The sequence below is a fragment of the Pantoea sp. JZ29 genome (assembly GCF_035190385.1).
GTDB lineage: Bacteria > Pseudomonadota > Gammaproteobacteria > Enterobacterales > Enterobacteriaceae > Pantoea > Pantoea stewartii.
The window spans coordinates 456,700-475,069 of the sequence record NZ_CP045241.1 but is presented as its reverse complement, the minus strand read 5'-3'; the positions used below and the strand labels follow the sequence as shown (position 1 = coordinate 475,069).

Annotated in this window: 14 protein-coding genes, 2 tRNA genes and 4 rRNA genes; 8 read left to right on the top strand and 12 right to left on the bottom strand. The window is 52.7% G+C overall.

The features are described 5' to 3' along the window. The first annotated feature begins 523 nt into the window (after positions 1 to 523). The 4 genes from GC090_RS02300 (at position 524) to GC090_RS02285 (ending at position 4,678) form a co-directional block, all read left to right on the top strand. A complete protein-coding gene (locus GC090_RS02300) occupies positions 524 to 1,549 on the top strand; it encodes an amino acid ABC transporter substrate-binding protein (RefSeq protein ID WP_033740076.1) in 1,026 nt (341 codons plus the stop codon). A gap of 68 nt (positions 1,550 to 1,617) precedes the next feature. Then, positions 1,618 to 2,796, top strand: a complete 1,179-nt coding sequence (locus GC090_RS02295) for an amino acid ABC transporter permease (RefSeq protein ID WP_324020783.1) — start codon at positions 1,618 to 1,620, stop codon at positions 2,794 to 2,796. Positions 2,797 to 2,811: 15 nt separating this feature from the next. Further along, the gene (locus GC090_RS02290) at positions 2,812 to 3,912 is read left to right on the top strand and encodes an amino acid ABC transporter permease (RefSeq protein WP_375094075.1); all 1,101 of its coding nucleotides are present in this window, start codon (positions 2,812 to 2,814) and stop codon (positions 3,910 to 3,912) included. A gap of 7 nt (positions 3,913 to 3,919) precedes the next feature. Further along, positions 3,920 to 4,678, top strand: coding sequence for an amino acid ABC transporter ATP-binding protein (locus GC090_RS02285; RefSeq protein WP_033740081.1), 759 nt, complete (start codon positions 3,920 to 3,922; stop codon positions 4,676 to 4,678). Between the two features lie 521 nt (positions 4,679 to 5,199). On the opposite strand, the gene rrf (GC090_RS02280) is transcribed toward GC090_RS02285, so the two are convergent. The 6 genes from rrf (GC090_RS02280) to GC090_RS02255 form a co-directional block, all read right to left on the bottom strand. Then, positions 5,200 to 5,315 (bottom strand): 5S ribosomal RNA (rrf, locus tag GC090_RS02280). A gap of 37 nt (positions 5,316 to 5,352) precedes the next feature. Continuing rightward, a tRNA-Thr gene (locus tag GC090_RS02275) sits at positions 5,353 to 5,428 on the bottom strand. Between the two features lie 55 nt (positions 5,429 to 5,483). Further along, a 5S ribosomal RNA gene (gene rrf / locus GC090_RS02270) occupies positions 5,484 to 5,599 on the bottom strand. Positions 5,600 to 5,702: 103 nt separating this feature from the next. Next, positions 5,703 to 8,608: ribosomal RNA gene (locus GC090_RS02265) — 23S ribosomal RNA — on the bottom strand. Between the two features lie 213 nt (positions 8,609 to 8,821). Beyond that, positions 8,822 to 8,897 (bottom strand) — tRNA-Glu (locus GC090_RS02260). 163 nt (positions 8,898 to 9,060) lie between these two features. Next, positions 9,061 to 10,602 (bottom strand): 16S ribosomal RNA (locus GC090_RS02255). The 16S, 23S and 5S rRNA genes sit together here with 2 tRNA genes alongside, the layout of an rRNA operon. Positions 10,603 to 11,092: 490 nt before the next feature. Between GC090_RS02255 and GC090_RS02250 the strand changes: the two genes are divergently transcribed. Continuing rightward, positions 11,093 to 11,659, top strand: a complete 567-nt coding sequence (locus GC090_RS02250; protein WP_006120665.1) for a gamma carbonic anhydrase family protein — start codon at positions 11,093 to 11,095, stop codon at positions 11,657 to 11,659. On the opposite strand, the gene GC090_RS02245 is transcribed toward GC090_RS02250, so the two are convergent. Genes GC090_RS02245 through dprA form a run of 6 tightly spaced genes read right to left on the bottom strand, consistent with a single transcriptional unit; the run spans position 11,614 to position 15,410 of the window. Further along, on the bottom strand, positions 11,614 to 11,871 hold the full coding sequence (locus tag GC090_RS02245; protein ID WP_006120664.1) for a DUF1488 family protein: 258 nt from the start codon (positions 11,869 to 11,871) through the stop codon (positions 11,614 to 11,616). The two genes, GC090_RS02250 and GC090_RS02245, sit on opposite strands and share 46 nt — an antisense overlap. Continuing rightward, the gene (gene aroE / locus GC090_RS02240) at positions 11,868 to 12,686 is read right to left on the bottom strand and encodes a shikimate dehydrogenase (RefSeq protein ID WP_033741503.1); all 819 of its coding nucleotides are present in this window, start codon (positions 12,684 to 12,686) and stop codon (positions 11,868 to 11,870) included. The genes GC090_RS02245 and aroE overlap by 4 nt, the downstream gene beginning before the upstream one ends. Before the next feature lie 3 nt (positions 12,687 to 12,689). After that, on the bottom strand, positions 12,690 to 13,262 hold the full coding sequence (tsaC, locus tag GC090_RS02235) for an L-threonylcarbamoyladenylate synthase type 1 TsaC (protein ID WP_054632998.1): 573 nt from the start codon (positions 13,260 to 13,262) through the stop codon (positions 12,690 to 12,692). Positions 13,263 to 13,271: 9 nt separating this feature from the next. After that, the gene (locus GC090_RS02230; RefSeq protein WP_006120661.1) at positions 13,272 to 13,817 is read right to left on the bottom strand and encodes a DNA topoisomerase family protein; all 546 of its coding nucleotides are present in this window, start codon (positions 13,815 to 13,817) and stop codon (positions 13,272 to 13,274) included. A gap of 23 nt (positions 13,818 to 13,840) precedes the next feature. Next, the gene (gene smg / locus GC090_RS02225) at positions 13,841 to 14,314 is read right to left on the bottom strand and encodes a DUF494 family protein Smg (protein ID WP_006120660.1); all 474 of its coding nucleotides are present in this window, start codon (positions 14,312 to 14,314) and stop codon (positions 13,841 to 13,843) included. Further along, positions 14,286 to 15,410, bottom strand: coding sequence for a DNA-protecting protein DprA (gene dprA / locus GC090_RS02220; protein WP_324020780.1), 1,125 nt, complete (start codon positions 15,408 to 15,410; stop codon positions 14,286 to 14,288). The genes smg and dprA overlap by 29 nt, the downstream gene beginning before the upstream one ends. A gap of 117 nt (positions 15,411 to 15,527) precedes the next feature. On the opposite strand from dprA, the gene def reads away from it, so the two are divergent. From def to rsmB, 3 genes are read left to right on the top strand one after another with little or no spacing between them, the layout of a single operon-like run. Further along, complete coding sequence (gene def, locus GC090_RS02215; RefSeq protein WP_006120608.1) at positions 15,528 to 16,040, top strand: peptide deformylase; 513 nt, start codon at positions 15,528 to 15,530, stop codon at positions 16,038 to 16,040. A 20-nt stretch (positions 16,041 to 16,060) separates the two neighbouring features. Beyond that, positions 16,061 to 17,005 carry a methionyl-tRNA formyltransferase gene (gene fmt / locus GC090_RS02210; RefSeq protein ID WP_006120607.1) on the top strand — a complete coding sequence of 315 codons (945 nt, stop codon included), beginning with the start codon at positions 16,061 to 16,063 and terminating at the stop codon, positions 17,003 to 17,005. 47 nt (positions 17,006 to 17,052) lie between these two features. After that, positions 17,053 to 18,351 carry a 16S rRNA (cytosine(967)-C(5))-methyltransferase RsmB gene (rsmB, locus tag GC090_RS02205; RefSeq protein WP_164482644.1) on the top strand — a complete coding sequence of 433 codons (1,299 nt, stop codon included), beginning with the start codon at positions 17,053 to 17,055 and terminating at the stop codon, positions 18,349 to 18,351. The last annotated feature ends 19 nt before the right edge of the window (positions 18,352 to 18,370 follow it).

Below are 18,370 nucleotides of genomic sequence, written 5' to 3'. Positions count from 1 at the left end.
CCAGCCTTCGGGCTGGCGTTTTTATTTGTGCGTTACTACGCAAATTTTTTTAAAAAACGCTGAAACAGTTGCATCACATATGGTAACTGTAGTTGCAGTCGCCAGCGTGACTTTAACAGACTTACCTTTCACATTTTCTCTTCTTCGCGGCCTTTGTCTTTTGTACCACCATGCCCTTCAGCCCAGCCCTGTCGGCCTTTTGTGAGCACGGCTACCTTTTTAAGCAATCTCATGTCTGCTTACATCAGCCACATGCAAACAGGCTCACACTGTTGCTAAATAGTGAAACAAATTGCACTAAATGTGATCTACCCGACTCGAAATGCATCCTTTTGGTGCGCCATATTATTGCAGCCTTCCGGATAATTCAGATTATTACCCGATATTTCAGGTGAATTCAGAATTCTGCAAACCTGGCACTGGCTTTGCAAAGTCGTGGATGGCTGATCGCCACAGACAGGAAACGCACACCAAAGTGCGCACTACATAACAACACAACACGACATGCCACACAGGATGCTTTATGAAAAAGATGATGCTCTCTACTCTGGTTGCTGCGGCTTCGCTGCTCGCCGTTGCTCAGCAAGCCCACGCAGGCGCCACGCTGGATGCGATTAAAAAGAAAGGATTCGTTCAATGTGGTATCAGCGATGGCCTGCCAGGTTTCTCTTATGCAGACGCCAGCGGTAAATTTACCGGTCTTGATGTGGATATCTGTCGTGCCGCGGCAGCAGCCGTATTTGGTGATGCAACAAAAGTAAAATATACCCCGCTGACCGCAAAAGAGCGCTTCACCGCATTACAGTCTGGCGAAGTGGACGTGCTTTCTCGTAACACTACCTGGACCTCATCACGTGATGGCGGCATGGGCTTCATGTTTACCGGTGTTAACTACTATGACGGCATTGGTTTCCTGACACACAAAAAAGCGGGCCTGAAAAGTGCGAAAGAGCTGGATGGTGCCACCGTCTGTATTCAGGCCGGTACTGACACTGAACTGAACGTTGCGGATTATTTCAAAGCGAACAAGATGCAGTACACCCCGGTGACATTTGACCGCTCCGACGAATCGGCAAAAGCACTGGATAGCGGCCGTTGCGATACGCTGGCTTCCGATCAGTCACAACTTTATGCACTGCGTATCAAATTAGGTAAACCAGACGACTTTATCGTTCTGCCGGAAGTCATCTCTAAAGAACCGTTGGGTCCTGTTGTTCGTCGTGGTGATGATGACTGGTTCACCATCGTGAAATGGTCACTGTTTGCCATGCTGAACGCCGAAGAAATGGGCATCACCTCTAAAAACGTGGATGAGAAAGCCGCGAAGCCAGCGACGCCCGATATGGCCCACCTGTTAGGTGCCGAGGGTGACTATGGCAAAGATCTGAAGCTCGATAACAAATGGGCGTACAACATCATCAAGCAGGTCGGTAACTATCAGGAAAGTTTTGATCGCAACGTCGGTAAAGACAGCCCGCTGAAAATCGCTCGTGGCCAGAATGCGCTCTGGAACCAGGGTGGTATTCAGTACGCACCACCGGTTCGTTAAGTCTACCTCCCCGTCGGGCACCGTTTTCTGCGGTGCCCCAGCAAGGCTTTCGTTATTGAGGTTTCAACATGTCACAACGCCCAACCGTGAAAAGGGATTTTTCGTTCGGTAATCCCACGGTTCGCGCCTGGCTTTACCAGATCGTGGCGATCGTTATCGTACTGTCTGTGGTGGGTTATCTCGTCCACAACACCGTCATCAATCTCGCTAATCGCGGTATCACTTCCGGGTTTGGTTTTTTAGAACGTAATGCGGGTTTCGGCATCGTTCAGCATCTTATTGATTATTCCGAAGGGGATACCTACGCGCGGGTATTTCTGGTTGGCCTGACAAATACCCTGCTGGTTTCCGCACTTTGTATTGTATTTGCTTCCATACTGGGCTTCTTTATTGGTCTGGCGCGTCTCTCAGAGAACTGGTTATTACGTAAAATCGCGAATATCTACATTGAAATCTTCCGCAATATCCCGCCGTTATTGCAGATTTTCTTTTGGTATTTCGCGGTGTTGCGTAACCTGCCCGGCCCGCGTCAGGCGCTGAATGCCTTTGATCTCGCCTTCGTGAATAATCGTGGCCTGTATATTCCCTGGCCGACCTATGCGCCTGGTACCTGGCCTTTCGTTATCGCTCTAGCACTGGCTGTGGTGGCGAGCTACGGTTTATACCGTTTTAACCGACAGCATCAGCTTAAAACCGGTCAGTTACGTCGCTCCTGGCCCGCAGCTGTTGCGATGCTGATCCTGTTCCCGCTGGTTGCGCATGCAGTTTTTGGTGCCGCCATGCACTGGGATATCCCGGAGTTGCGTGGGTTTAACTTCCGGGGCGGCTTCGTCATGATACCTGAGCTGGCAGCGCTCACGCTGGCCCTGTCGATCTATACGTCATCTTTCATTGCCGAGGTGATTCGCTCAGGTATTCAGGCTGTGCCTTACGGACAGCATGAAGCGGCGCGTTCACTGGGGTTACCGAATCCCGTCACGCTGCGTCAGGTTATCATTCCTCAGGCCATGCGAGTGATTATTCCGCCCCTGACCAGCCAGTATCTCAATATCGTCAAAAACTCCTCTCTGGCTGCCGCGATAGGTTACCCGGACATGGTGTCGCTGTTTGCCGGTACGGTGCTGAATCAGACCGGTCAGGCTATTGAAACCATTGCGATTACGATGAGCGTCTACCTGATTATCAGCCTGCTGATTTCACTGTTGATGAATCTTTATAACCGCAAAATCGCTCTGGTTGAGCGTTAAGAACACGGGATGACTATGTCTGTCACTGCACATGAAACGACGCCCGTAGCCTCCTCGCCGCTGAGCCGGGGCTGGCTATGGGCCCGCAAGAACCTGTTTTCAGGATGGTTTAACACCTTACTGACGTTGTTATGTATCTGGCTGATCTGGCACCTGATCCCCCCGGCGCTGAACTGGCTGATCTTTGATGCCAACTGGTTTGGCACTACGCGCGCAGACTGTACAAAAGAAGGCGCATGCTGGGTCTTTATTCATGCCCGTTTTGGTCAGTTTATGTATGGGCTCTATCCCCATGAGCTGCGCTGGCGCATTAATCTTGCGCTGGTGATTGGCTTAGTGTCGATTGTGCCCATGTTCCTGAAACGGTTGCCCTTTCGTGGACGCTATATCGCCGTCTGGGCGGTATGCTATCCGCTGATCGTCTGGTTTTTACTGTATGGTGGATTTTTGGGACTGGATCGCGTGGAAACGCGCCAGTGGGGCGGCTTAACGCTGACCCTGATCATCGCCTCGGTGGGCATTGCGGGCGCCTTACCTTTAGGCATTTTGCTGGCGTTAGGGCGCCGCTCTAAAATGCCTGTTGTCCGTACGCTTTCTGTCATCTTTATTGAGTTCTGGCGTGGCGTTCCGCTGATCACCGTGCTGTTCATGTCATCGGTCATGCTGCCGCTGTTTATGGCAGAGGGAACCACTATCGACAAACTGGTACGTGCCTTAGTCGGCGTGATTCTGTTCCAGTCGGCGTATGTGGCCGAGGTAGTTCGCGGTGGGCTGCAGGCATTACCAAAAGGACAGTATGAAGCCGCTGAATCCCTTGCCCTGGGATACTGGAAGACCCAGATGCTGGTGATCCTCCCTCAGGCGTTAAAACTCACCATTCCGGGCCTGGTGAATACCATTATTGCGTTATTCAAAGATACCAGCCTGGTTATCATCATCGGTTTGTTCGATCTGTTTAGCAGCGTTCAACAGGCTACGGTCGATCCGGCCTGGCTGGGCATGTCCACAGAGGGCTATGTCTTTGCGGCGCTGGTCTACTGGATTTTCTGTTTTAGCATGTCACGTTACAGCCAGTATCTGGAAAAACGTTTTCACACCGGGCGTAAATCGCACTGAGGTTTCTATGACACAAATAATAACTGATTCAACCAATGCGATGATTTCGCTTGAAAATGTGAACAAATGGTACGGCCAGTTTCATGTGCTGAAAGACATTAATCTGCAGGTGAAACCGCGCGAACGTATCGTGTTATGCGGTCCGTCAGGGTCAGGAAAGTCGACGACGATTCGTTGTATCAACCATCTGGAGGAACATCAGAAGGGGCGGATTGTGGTCGATGGTATTCATCTGAATGATGACGTACGGAATATAGAGCGCGTTCGTACTGAAGTCGGTATGGTCTTTCAGCACTTTAATCTTTTTCCTCACCTTACGGTTTTGCAGAACTGTACGCTAGCGCCGATGTGGGTGCGTAAGATTGCCAAAAAAGAAGCGGAGGAGCTTGCGATGCACTATCTGCAGCGCGTACGCATTGCTGAACACGCGCATAAGTTTCCTGGTCAGCTTTCAGGCGGCCAACAGCAGCGTGTCGCGATTGCGCGTTCATTGTGCATGAAACCTAAAATTATGCTGTTTGATGAGCCCACCTCTGCCCTGGATCCGGAAATGGTGAAAGAGGTGCTGGATACCATGATTGGGCTTGCAGAAGATGGCATGACGATGCTGTGTGTCACGCATGAGATGGGCTTTGCACGTACCGTTGCCGATCGGGTGATCTTTATGGATCGCGGCGAGATCGTGGAGGTTGCGCCACCGCAGGAGTTTTTTGCAAATCCGAAGTCAGAACGTACCCGCGCTTTCCTGTCACAGGTTATTCACTAACCGCTCTCGTTGCTGACCGTACCTCCGTCTCTGACAGAGGTACGGTTCTGACCTTTCCTGTCCGGATGATGCACCACGTTGCAATCCTCCGTCACCTTTATAAAACTCCGCTTTTAGCAACTGAGGATACGCTGTCGTCGACGGTGCATGCCTGAATCGTGCTGTATCCAGCGAGGGTGAGCTGGCCCAGCCAGTGCTCGCTGTGCATTGATCGGATATGGGTGATTCAGGCAGGTTTACTGACGGCTTATAGGGTGATCCACAGGTCTTTCCGCTTTAACCCTGATACGCGTCTGCCTGAGCTGGCCCGTCATGTACTTTATGTGGACGAGCCTGCTGGCGACAGGTAGAAATCGACGTTGCGGAAGTCAGCCAGCCCACCAATGAGGCGAGTTTCCAGGCTGTGGGGCCGGCGGTAGCGCGGCTTACGCTGAGGTGCGGCTCGCCCCTTTCGGTTTCAGGCGAATAACCGACGTAAAAAAGCCCCGTACTTTCGTACGGGGCTTTTTTACTTTATTGATGCCTGGCAGTTCCCTACTCTCGCATGGGGAGACCCCACACTACCATCGGCGCTACGGCGTTTCACTTCTGAGTTCGGCATGGGGTCAGGTGGGACCACCGCGCTACAGCCGCCAGGCAAATTCTTTATTCGCCGAACTCTAGCCATATATAACTGGTGCTGATACCCAGAGTCGAACTGGGGACCTCACCCTTACCAAGGGTGCGCTCTACCAACTGAGCCATATCAGCACGCAACAGGTATTCCCGGCATTATTATGCTGATGCTCGGGTCGTTCAATTTGATGCCTGGCAGTTCCCTACTCTCGCATGGGGAGACCCCACACTACCATCGGCGCTACGGCGTTTCACTTCTGAGTTCGGCATGGGGTCAGGTGGGACCACCGCGCTACAGCCGCCAGGCAGATTCTGTCTGCCGCACCGCCCCCTCGGGCCGCACGGCGTTATCCGGTAAACAAGGCTGAAAATTCTTCTGTCTCTCAACCCAAAACGCCTCTGGCGTTGTAAGGTTAAGCCTCACGGGTCATTAGTACCGGTAAGCTCAACGCATCGCTGCGCTTACACACCCGGCCTATCAACGTCGTCGTCTTCAACGTCCCTTCAGGAGGCTCGGAGCCTCAGGGAGAACTCATCTCGGGGCAAGTTTCGTGCTTAGATGCTTTCAGCACTTATCTTTTCCGCACTTAGCTACCGGGCAGTGCCACTGGCGTGACAACCCGGACACCAGCGGTGCGTTCACTCCGGTCCTCTCGTACTAGGAGCAACCCCCCTCAATTCTCCAGCGCCCACGGCAGATAGGGACCGAACTGTCTCACGACGTTCTAAACCCAGCTCGCGTACCACTTTAAACGGCGAACAGCCGTACCCTTGGGACCTACTTCAGCCCCAGGATGTGATGAGCCGACATCGAGGTGCCAAACACCGCCGTCGATATGAACTCTTGGGCGGTATCAGCCTGTTATCCCCGGAGTACCTTTTATCCGTTGAGCGATGGCCCTTCCATTCAGAACCACCGGATCACTATGACCTGCTTTCGCACCTGCTCGAGCCGTCACTCTCGCAGTCAAGCTGGCTTATGCCATTGCACTAACCTCCTGATGTCCGACCAGGATTAGCCAACCTTCGTGCTCCTCCGTTACGCTTTGGGAGGAGACCGCCCCAGTCAAACTACCCACCAGACACTGTCCGCAGCCCGGATCACGGGCCCACGTTAGAACACCAAACATTAAAGGGTGGTATTTCAAGGTTGGCTCCACGCAGACTGGCGTCCACGCTTCAAAGCCTCCCACCTATCCTACACATCAAGGCTCAGTGTTCAGTGTCAAGCTGTAGTAAAGGTTCACGGGGTCTTTCCGTCTTGCCGCGGGTACACTGCATCTTCACAGCGATTTCAATTTCACTGAGTCTCGGGTGGAGACAGCCTGGCCATCATTACGCCATTCGTGCAGGTCGGAACTTACCCGACAAGGAATTTCGCTACCTTAGGACCGTTATAGTTACGGCCGCCGTTTACCGGGGCTTCGATCAAGAGCTTCTCCTTACGGATAACCCCATCAATTAACCTTCCGGCACCGGGCAGGCGTCACACCGTATACGTCCACTTTCGTGTTTGCACAGTGCTGTGTTTTTAATAAACAGTTGCAGCCAGCTGGTATCTTCGACTGGCCTCGGCTCCGGGAGCAAGTCCCTTCACCTACGCGCCAGCGTGCCTTCTCCCGAAGTTACGGCACCATTTTGCCTAGTTCCTTCACCCGAGTTCTCTCAAGCGCCTGGGTATTCTCTACCTGACCACCTGTGTCGGTTTGGGGTACGATTTCGTGTTACCTGATGCTTAGAGGCTTTTCCTGGAAGCAGGGCATTTATCACTTCAGCACCGTAGTGCCTCGTCGTCACGCCTCAGTGTAAAGTGCACCGGATTTGCCTGGCGCACACACCTACACGCTTAAACCGGGACAACCGTCGCCCGGCCGATATAGCCTTCTCCGTCCCCCCTTCGCAGTAACACCAAGTACAGGAATATTAACCTGTTTCCCATCGACTACGCCTTTCGGCCTCGCCTTAGGGGTCGACTCACCCTGCTCCGATTAACGTTGAACAGGAACCCTTGGTCTTCCGGCGACAAGGTTTTTCACCTTGTTTATCGTTACTTATGTCAGCATTCGCACTTCTGATACCTCCAGCATGCCTCACAGCACACCTTCAACGGCTTACAGAACGCTCCCCTACCCAGCAACGCTTACGCGTCGCTGCCGCAGCTTCGGTGCATGGTTTAGCCCCGTTACATCTTCCGCGCAGGCCGACTCGACCAGTGAGCTATTACGCTTTCTTTAAATGATGGCTGCTTCTAAGCCAACATCCTGGCTGTCTGTGCCTTCCCACATCGTTTCCCACTTAACCATGACTTTGGGACCTTAGCTGGCGGTCTGGGTTGTTTCCCTCTTCACGACGGACGTTAGCACCCGCCGTGTGTCTCCCGTGATAACATTCTCCGGTATTCGCAGTTTGCATCGGGTTGGTAAGCCGGGATGGCCCCCTAGCCGAAACAGTGCTCTACCCCCGGAGATGAGTTCACGAGGCGCTACCTAAATAGCTTTCGGGGAGAACCAGCTATCTCCCGGTTTGATTGGCCTTTCACCCCCAGCCACAGGTCATCCGCTAATTTTTCAACATTAGTCGGTTCGGTCCTCCAGTTAGTGTTACCCAACCTTCAACCTGCCCATGGCTAGATCACCGGGTTTCGGGTCTATACCCTGCAACTTAACGCCCAGTTAAGACTCGGTTTCCCTGCGGCTCCCCTATACGGTTAACCTTGCTACAGAATATAAGTCGCTGACCCATTATACAAAAGGTACGCAGTCACACCACGAAGGTGCTCCCACTGCTTGTACGTACACGGTTTCAGGTTCTGTTTCACTCCCCTCGCCGGGGTTCTTTTCGCCTTTCCCTCACGGTACTGGTTCACTATCGGTCAGTCAGGAGTATTTAGCCTTGGAGGATGGTCCCCCCATATTCAGACAGGATACCACGTGTCCCGCCTTACTCATCGAACTCACAGCCTGTGCACCTTTGTGTACGGGAGTATCACCCTGTACCCTGCGACTTTCCAGACGCTTCCACTGATGCACAAGCTGATGCAGGTTCTGGGCTCCTCCCCGTTCGCTCGCCGCTACTGGGGGAATCTCGGTTGATTTCTTTTCCTCGGGGTACTTAGATGTTTCAGTTCCCCCGGTTCGCCTCATACAGCTATGTATTCACTGCATGATAGTGTGACGAGTCACACTGGGTTTCCCCATTCGGGTATCGCCGGTTATAGCGGTTCATATCACCTTACCGGCGCTTATCGCAGATTAGCACGCCCTTCATCGCCTCTGACTGCCAGGGCATCCACCGTGTACGCTTGGTCGCTTAACCTCACAACCCACAGGCGTTTTGCGCTTGCGTGTCGTGAGCTTTTGAGAGACCCGAACGCATCGTGCTGTGTTCCTTATTACGGAGGAACACGACGTGCGTCGTTTCAAATTTTCAGCTTGTTCCGGATTGTTAAAGAGCAAATATCTCAAACGTGACCCTGAGGCCAGTTTTGAGATACTTCGTGGAGACACCTTTCACCTGTCACCAAGCAAGTGGCGTCCCCTAGGGGATTCGAACCCCTGTTACCGCCGTGAAAGGGCGATGTCCTGGGCCTCTAGACGAAGGGGACGTGAAATCCTTGTGCAACAGACACGGGTTATTTCACGTGAAGGTGAGATTAGATAATCAGGCGACAATAGTTATTGTTACCGCACCCCAACGCGTAGACGCTTTGCTCATTACTTTTCTATCAGACAATCTGTGTGAGCACTGCGCACGAAGGTATCTTCAGGTAAGGAGGTGATCCAACCGCAGGTTCCCCTACGGTTACCTTGTTACGACTTCACCCCAGTCATGAATCACAAAGTGGTAAGCGCCCTCCCGGAGGTTAAGCTACCTACTTCTTTTGCAACCCACTCCCATGGTGTGACGGGCGGTGTGTACAAGGCCCGGGAACGTATTCACCGTGGCATTCTGATCCACGATTACTAGCGATTCCGACTTCACGGAGTCGAGTTGCAGACTCCGATCCGGACTACGACGCACTTTATGAGGTCCGCTTGCTCTCGCGAGGTCGCTTCTCTTTGTATGCGCCATTGTAGCACGTGTGTAGCCCTACTCGTAAGGGCCATGATGACTTGACGTCATCCCCACCTTCCTCCGGTTTATCACCGGCAGTCTCCTTTGAGTTCCCGACCGAATCGCTGGCAACAAAGGATAAGGGTTGCGCTCGTTGCGGGACTTAACCCAACATTTCACAACACGAGCTGACGACAGCCATGCAGCACCTGTCTCAGCGTTCCCGAAGGCACCAATCCATCTCTGGAAAGTTCGCTGGATGTCAAGAGTAGGTAAGGTTCTTCGCGTTGCATCGAATTAAACCACATGCTCCACCGCTTGTGCGGGCCCCCGTCAATTCATTTGAGTTTTAACCTTGCGGCCGTACTCCCCAGGCGGTCGACTTAACGCGTTAGCTCCGGAAGCCACTCCTCAAGGGAACAACCTCCAAGTCGACATCGTTTACGGCGTGGACTACCAGGGTATCTAATCCTGTTTGCTCCCCACGCTTTCGCACCTGAGCGTCAGTCTTCGTCCAGGGGGCCGCCTTCGCCACCGGTATTCCTCCAGATCTCTACGCATTTCACCGCTACACCTGGAATTCTACCCCCCTCTACGAGACTCAAGCCTGCCAGTTTCAAATGCAGTTCCCAGGTTAAGCCCGGGGATTTCACATCTGACTTAACAGACCGCCTGCGTGCGCTTTACGCCCAGTAATTCCGATTAACGCTTGCACCCTCCGTATTACCGCGGCTGCTGGCACGGAGTTAGCCGGTGCTTCTTCTGCGGGTAACGTCAATTGCTGAGGTTATTAACCTCACCACCTTCCTCCCCGCTGAAAGTACTTTACAACCCGAGGGCCTTCTTCATACACGCGGCATGGCTGCATCAGGCTTGCGCCCATTGTGCAATATTCCCCACTGCTGCCTCCCGTAGGAGTCTGGACCGTGTCTCAGTTCCAGTGTGGCTGGTCATCCTCTCAGACCAGCTAGGGATCGTCGCCTAGGTGGGCCGTTACCCCGCCTACCAGCTAATCCCATCTGGGCACATCCGATGGTGTGAGGCCCGAGGGTCCCCCACTTTGGTCTTGCGACGTTATGCGGTATTAGCTACCGTTTCCAGTAGTTATCCCCCTCCATCGGGCAGTTTCCCAGACATTACTCACCCGTCCGCCACTCGTCACCCGAGGAGCAAGCTCCTCTGTGCTACCGTCCGACTTGCATGTGTTAGGCCTGCCGCCAGCGTTCAATCTGAGCCATGATCAAACTCTTCAATTTAAAGTTTGATTTGCTGCAACCAGTGCAGCGATGCTCAAGGAAAACGTCGTAATGAATTTCAATACGTGTTCACTCTTAAGACTTGATATTTTTTGCGTCCGGAGACGCGGATATCAATCCTGCGAGTGCCCACACAGATTGTCTGATAAATTGTTAAAGAGCAGTGCAACCAGCGGGTTAACCGTCTGTTGCGAGGTGGCGTATATTACGCTTTCCTCCTTCAGAGTCAACTTCTTTTTCAGAAGTTTTTCTCCGGCGGCTCAGTTGCCTGACCCTCTCAACACCGCATTCCGTAAGCCGTTGTGCCGTGTCGATGGAGGCGCATTATAGGGATCCGAATGAATTGCACAACCCTTTTTTTGGATCTTTTTACTGACTGCCGAGAAAACATTCATATTGATTAGATCACCAACGATCCGGCACAAAATCCCCTTGCCAGTTGGTCAGAATCGCATCAGGCTGCCAGTAAACTCAGTAAAAGGAGAACAAAATGACTGTAGCGTTACGCCCTTACAAACATCTTTTCCCAAAATTGGGTCTGCGCGTCATGGTTGATCCCACCAGCGTGGTAGCGGGTGACGTCATTATGGAAGATGATGTAGGTATCTGGCCTTTAGTCGCTATTCGTGGCGATGTGAACCAGGTGCATATTGGTGCCCGAACCAATATTCAGGATGGCAGCGTCCTGCATGTCACGCATAAATCAGAGGCCAACCCCGCCGGTTTTCCTCTGATAATTGGGGAAGACGTAACGGTTGGGCATAAAGCGATGCTGCATGGCTGCACGATAGGCAATCGCGTACTGGTTGGAATGGGCTCAATCGTACTGGATGGCGTCATTGTTGAAGACGACGTTATGATTGGTGCCGGGAGCCTGGTTCCCCCCGGCAAACGACTGGAAAGTGGCTATCTGTATGTCGGGAGCCCGGTCAAACAAATCCGGCCGCTGAATGAAAAAGAAATTGAAGGTCTACTTTACTCTGCCAGCAACTATGTTAACTGGAAGAATGACTATCTGGCCGGAGACAGCCAGACCCATCCTTCATTATCGACCTGATCGTTTCGAATGCAGTCTTCGGCCTGATCTTCCAAATCCCAGCGATGATGGCGAAACAACGTCATCGCTTCTCCCTCACCGAACTGTTCATTAAGCGCCTCAACACTGATAGCGCAGGTTAAGCCCATCCCGTTTACCAGAACAGGGAAACAAACGGCCCTTAATTCTGTATTCAGGCTTTCCCGATCAGGAAACTGTATCGCCTGGTTCATGACTGCATCCCGGCTTTTAATGAGGCGATGACCGGTGCGATTTCGGGCATCACCCCGTGCCATAGATGAAAGGCATGCGCGGCCTGACCCACCAGCATTCCCAGCCCGTCAGCAAGATGAGATGAACCGTGCTGCTGACACCAGCGCAGGAAAGGCGTTAAGCCACTCTGATAGAACATATCGTAGCAACGTAGCTCAGCATGAACTAATGAAGGCGGCAACGGCGGTACTTCTCCCTGAATACCACTTGATGTGGCATTAATGACAAGGTCGAAATGTCTATCCACAAGCGCGTCAAACGAGCACGCATTAATCGCTCCGCGATGGGCAAACTCTGCGGCCAGAGTCTGCGCATTCAACGCCGTTCGGTTCACGACCGTGATCGTTGCTCCCATTGAAAGCAGAGGGAGAATGACGCCCCGAGCGGCCCCACCTGCCCCCACCAGCAGAAGATGGCTGTCGGGCTTAATCATCCCAAGGCGCTGAAGATCGCTGAGCAGCCCAATACCATCCGTATTGTCGCCAAGAATTTGGCCATCATCACACAGCTTTAGCGTGTTCACAGCTCCTGACAGCGCAGCGCGCTCGGTCAACTGGTCGGCAAATGCCCACGCCTGCTGTTTAAAAGGCAGCGTAATGTTCGCACCCGCCCCGCCGTCGTGGAAAAAAGTGCGGAGAGTCTCAGGAAAAGCATCAACAGGCGCATCAATACGATCATACTGAAGAGAGATTCCTGTCTGTCGCGCAAACGCCTGATGAATGTGCGGCGATTTGCTGTGACTAATGGGATGACCGAAAACTGCAAAATTTGCCATATATTAACCCTGGCGTATCAAATTGCCGCTGATGACATCGCGAATCTCAGAAGGATTGAGCCTTCCTCCTGTCTTTCCATTAAATACGGGAAACGCGGTGCCAAACTGCAATTTGACCTCTTCGACTGAACGGCACGGTGGCTGACCGGAAAGATTAGCGCTGGTCGATACCAAAGGTTTTCCAAACGCCCGGCACAGCGCCTGAACATCCGGATGATCGCTAACGCGGATGGCCAGCGAATCAAATTGCCCGGTTAACCAGCGCGGGGTAACCGGAGAAGCAGGCACGACAAAGGTGACCGGGCCTGGCCAACAGGCAAACATACGTTCACGCTGCTCCGTGGTTAAGGCCTCATCCGATACGTAAGGTTTAAGCTGATCATAGTCGGCAGCTATCAGGATCAAGCCTTTCTCTACTGGCCGTTTTTTTAATGCCAGCAGTGCCATGACCGCAGATTCATTATCGGGATCACAGCCTAAGCCGAATACCGCTTCGGTGGGATAGGCAATCACAGCATGCTGGTTAAGATGGCTTACACAATCCTGCAATGAGCCGGCAACGGGTTGATTTAACATGGTTATGCCTTATGTCTCTTGAATAATAGCTTTGCCACAACTTTTACTGGCGCAGAAAAGCCGGATGCCCTGCGCCGTCTTTTTCTCGACTAAAAGCGGAAATTCACAATGCGGACAGCGCCCCGCCACTGGCGTCAGGTTCACGGCAAACTGACAGGCTGGATAGCGTTCGCAGGCATGAAACGTTTTACCAAAACGCGAGCGGCGTTGTACCAGCTTACCCTGCTGGCACTGCGGACAGTCGATCGTGGTTTCATCCGGTTTATCGATGGTTTCGGTGTAATCACACGCGGGATAGTCGCTACAGCCAATAAACATGCCAAACCGGCCCTGGCGCAATACTTTATCTGCCCCGCATTGTGGGCAAACGTGGCCTTCCAGAACTTTGACGACATGCCCATCAGCCTGGTTTCCCAAAGGCTTGATATAGTCACAGGCAGGGTAATTTGCACAGCCCAAAAATGGGCCATGCTTTCCTGAACGTATAACAAGTTCTGCCCCGCATGCGGGGCAGGGATCCTGTTTACGCACAGTAAAGAGTGCGGTTTTACTCATAACAGTCATGCATTACTAAAAATTTAATGCAGCATACCTTCGTTGACGTCGAATAGCAGTTCTTCCATCTGCTGATACGCGTTTTCACATCCAGGGATGTTAAACAGCACCATCAGCACCACCCATTTAAGATCCTCAAGATCGAAATCCAGCGTATCAAGCGCCATGACACGTTCAATGACCATTTCTCGTGTTTCCAGACTCAGTACCTGGATTTGCTCCAGGAACAGCAGGAAACCGCGGCTTTCGGCATCTAAACGCTTGCTCTCTTCATCGGTATAGATGCGCATAGAGAGCGGATCATTTGCCAGCAAAATTGGTGCGACCAGTCCTTCCTGATAGTCCGCCAATTTCTCTAACCAGTTCAACGCATTATAAATATCTTCGCGGTGGAAACCGGCATCCGTCAAGTCATCTGTCAATCTGTCCTGATCAACACCCATTTCTGTTTCGTTGTGGATATAGGTCTCAAACAAGTACATGAGTACGTCGAACATGGCATGCCCTCCTCAATCGGACATAGCCGCCGGGTACAGCTGCGATCCATCCTGCTAACTCCAGTTCCAGCAATTGAGCTGTAATAACTGGCACAGGTTGGCCGGCACGTTCAGCGACAACGTCAACAGGTGTAACCTCATCACCTACGTTAGCCAACAGCTCGGCAAATGGCAATGGAGCATCGTCACTGGCATCAGAATAAATTTCATCTGACGGGTTAACAGGTAACCAGTTAAGCATAGCGCGTAAATCTTCGACAATGTTATTAGGATGTGCCACCAACATGGCACCTTGTTGGATCAACCAGTTTGTCCCCTCACTGCCGCTGTTACCCAGCGCACCCGGTAAGGCATAAACATTGCGATTCTGCTCTAATGCATAACGGGCTGTGACTAATGAACCACTTTTTAATGACGCTTCAATGACGAGAACACCCTGACTTAACCCACTGATAATACGGTTTCTGCGCGGAAACTGATGCGCCAGTGGCGCGGCAGTAAGCGGAAACTCCGAGATCACGGCGCCTCCCTGCATAACAATCTCCTGCGCCAGCGCAGTGTGTTTTTTGGGATACAGATGGGCCAGTCCACTCCCCAGTACGGCCACGGTTTTACCCTGCACATTTAATGCGGCACGGTGTGCCACGCCATCAATCCCGATAGCCAGCCCACTGGTTATGGTCAAACCGCTCAATGCCAGTTGTTGGGTGAACCAGTCGCACCAGTAACGGCCTGAGGGCGAACACAGACGGCTGCCTACCACCGCCAGTTGAGGTGAAGATAATACGGTTGGATCACCGTTTACATATAAGAGCGGAGGGAAACAGGCCGTTTCAAGGAGTTGAGCGGGATAATGCGCATCCAGCGCCGTAATCAGGTGATGCGTTGGACGCTGTGCCAGCCAAGTGTTAACGGTTGCCAGCCAGTCCGTGGTTTTCTGAGGGGCATAATGATGTTGCGCTGTCTCGAAGCCCTTTTGGCTTAATATCACATCAATATCCTGACCTGCGCACAGTTGCTGCGCCGCGTTCAGCCAGCGTCGGCCCGTCAGGCCGGGTATCGCGGCCAGCCGCAGTAATCGCGCCCTTTTTTCCATCGTCACGGCCTCCTGATAACCGTCGCATCCCTCCGCAGAATGCTGTCAATCAGGTACTAAAAAGTCTACAATATGAGGCAGTAATCTTTTCCTTTTAGAATATAGATCTGGATATTTATGTCAGTTTTACAGGTGTTACATTTTCCTGACGAGCGCCTGCGCAAGATCGCCGCGCCAGTCAAAGAAGTTAACGCAGAAGTTCAGCGTATCGTTGATGATATGTTCGAAACCATGTATTCCGAAGAAGGTATCGGCCTTGCCGCTACGCAGGTGGATATTCATCAGCGCATCATTGTGATTGATGTCTCTGAGAACCGGGACGAGCGACTGGTATTGATCAATCCCGAGCTTCTGGAAAAAAGTGGTGAAACAGGTATCGAAGAAGGTTGCCTGTCCATTCCTGAGCAACGCGCCTTTGTGCCTCGTGCAGAGCGGGTAAAAGTGCGGGCGTTAGATCGCGAAGGTAAGCCGTTTGAACTGGAAACCGGTGACCTGCTGGCTATCTGTATTCAGCATGAAATTGATCATCTGGATGGCAAACTGTTTATCGATTATCTGTCGCCTTTAAAGCGTCAGCGAATCAAGACAAAGTTAGAAAAACTGGCGCGGCAAAACGCCCAGGCCTCTTGAGATCTGAAAAAGGGATAAACGTGTCTGCCCCGCTTAATATAATCTTTGCTGGCACACCAGACTTCGCGGCGCGTCACCTTGACGCGTTGCTCGCATCTGAGCATAAGGTCGTTGGTGTTTTTACCCAACCAGACCGCCCTGCCGGGCGCGGCAATAAGTTGACCGCGAGCCCGGTAAAAGCGCTGGCTCTTGCCCACGACATTCCGGTTTTTCAGCCCAAATCGTTGCGCCCTGCGGAAAACCAACAGTTGGTTGCCGATTTGCAGGCCGATGTCATGGTCGTGGTGGCTTATGGCCTTATCCTGCCGAAAGCCGTGCTTGAGATGCCACGTCTGGGCTGCATCAACGTACATGGTTCGTTGCTGCCACGCTGGCGCGGCGCGGCGCCTATTCAGCGCGCGCTTTGGGCAGGTGATCAGGAAACCGGTGTCACCATCATGCAAATGGATGTCGGGCTGGATACCGGTGATATGCTGGTAAAACTGGCCTGCCCTATTACTGCTGAAGACACCAGTGCTTCATTATACGACAAGCTGGCCAGCCTCGGACCAGAAGGGCTACTGACAACCTTGTCGCAGTTACGTGAGGGCAACGCCCAGCCGGTGAAACAGGATGAAACCCTGGCAAATTATGCTGAGAAGCTCAGCAAAGAGGAAGCACGTCTTGACTGGCAGTTACCCGCGGAACAGCTTGAACGCTGCATTCGCGCCTTTAATCCCTGGCCGGTTAGCTTTTTTATGGTAAATGATCAGCCAGTAAAAGTATGGCAAGCCGGTGTTTTACCTCATGTCAATAAACGACCGGGCGAGATCGTTAAGGCTGACAAACAGGGCATTCACATTGCCACCGCCGACGGCGTACTCAATTTACTTCAGTTGCAACCCGCCGGTAAAAAACCGATGTCGGCACAGGATCTGCTCAACTCTCGCCGGGAATGGTTTGAACCTGGCTCTCTTCTGGACTGACATTCAGGCCCGGTAAATCCGGGCCTTTTGTTTGATGGCACTATCTTATGACTAAATCATCCAACCTTCGTAGCCTGTCTGCACAACTGATTGAACGTGTTGTCGATAAGGGCGAGTCACTCAATACTGTGCTGCCTGCCGCACAGAAAAAAGTCGCCGATAAAGACGCCGCTCTGGTGCAAGAGATCTGCTTTGGTGTGTTACGAACGTTACCGCAGCTGGAAGCGCTTATCGGGAAATTGATGGAGCGCCCTCTGACCGGCAAACAGCGTACGCTGCATTTTCTGATCATGGTGGGCCTGTACCAGTTACTCTACACGCGCGTCCCGGCACATGCGGCATTAGCCGAGACCGTTGCTGGTGCTGAAGTGCTTAAACGTGCCAATCTGAAAGGATTGATCAACGGTGTGTTACGTCAGTTCCAGCGCCGTCAGGAGGAACTCCTTGCCAGCATCCAGGAAGGTCCACAGCGCCATCTTCATCCCGGATGGCTACTGAACCGACTGCAGCTTGCCTGGCCAGATCGCTGGCAACAGATTGTTGACGCGAATAACCAACGCCCACCGATGTGGCTGCGGGTTAACCGTCAGCACCATACCCGTGACAGTTGGCTTGCTCTGCTGACCGCCAGTGAAAGAGAGGCGATGGCTGCAGAGGATGTGCCGGAAGCATTACGCCTGGCCTCGCCAGCGCCGGTTCACCAGTTACCCGGTTTCGACCAGGGCTGGGTTACGGTGCAGGATCTCTCAGCACAGCGCTGTGCGCTTCTGCTTGCGCCTAAAAATGGCGAACATATTCTCGATCTGTGTGCAGCGCCAGGCGGCAAAACGACGCATATTTTAGAAATAGCCCCTGACGCGCAGGTCCTTGCTGTGGATGTGGACGCACAACGACTGAAGCGCGTAACCGAAAACCTGACACGGCTGGGAATGACCGCCGAGGTCAAACAAGGTGATGGCCGTACTCCGCAGCAATGGTGTGACCAACGGCAGTTTGATCGTATCCTGCTGGATGCGCCCTGCTCAGCCACAGGCGTGATTCGCCGCCATCCGGATATCAAATGGTTACGCCGCGATCGCGATATCAGCGAACTGGCCGCTTTGCAGCGTGACATTCTGGAGGCCACCTGGCCGCTTCTTAAAGCAGGCGGTACGATGATCTACGCGACCTGCTCTGTCCTACCGGAAGAGAACCATGAGCAAATCAGCGGTTTCTTACAGCGACATGCGGATGCACAGGCTGTCTCCCTTTCAGGCGCGCCCGACACGGGCTGGCAGGTGTTCCCTGACGCTGAAGGCGGAGACGGATTTTTCTACGCTAAGCTGATTAAAGACGCTAACGCATAATGAAAAGGCTTTGAAAAGC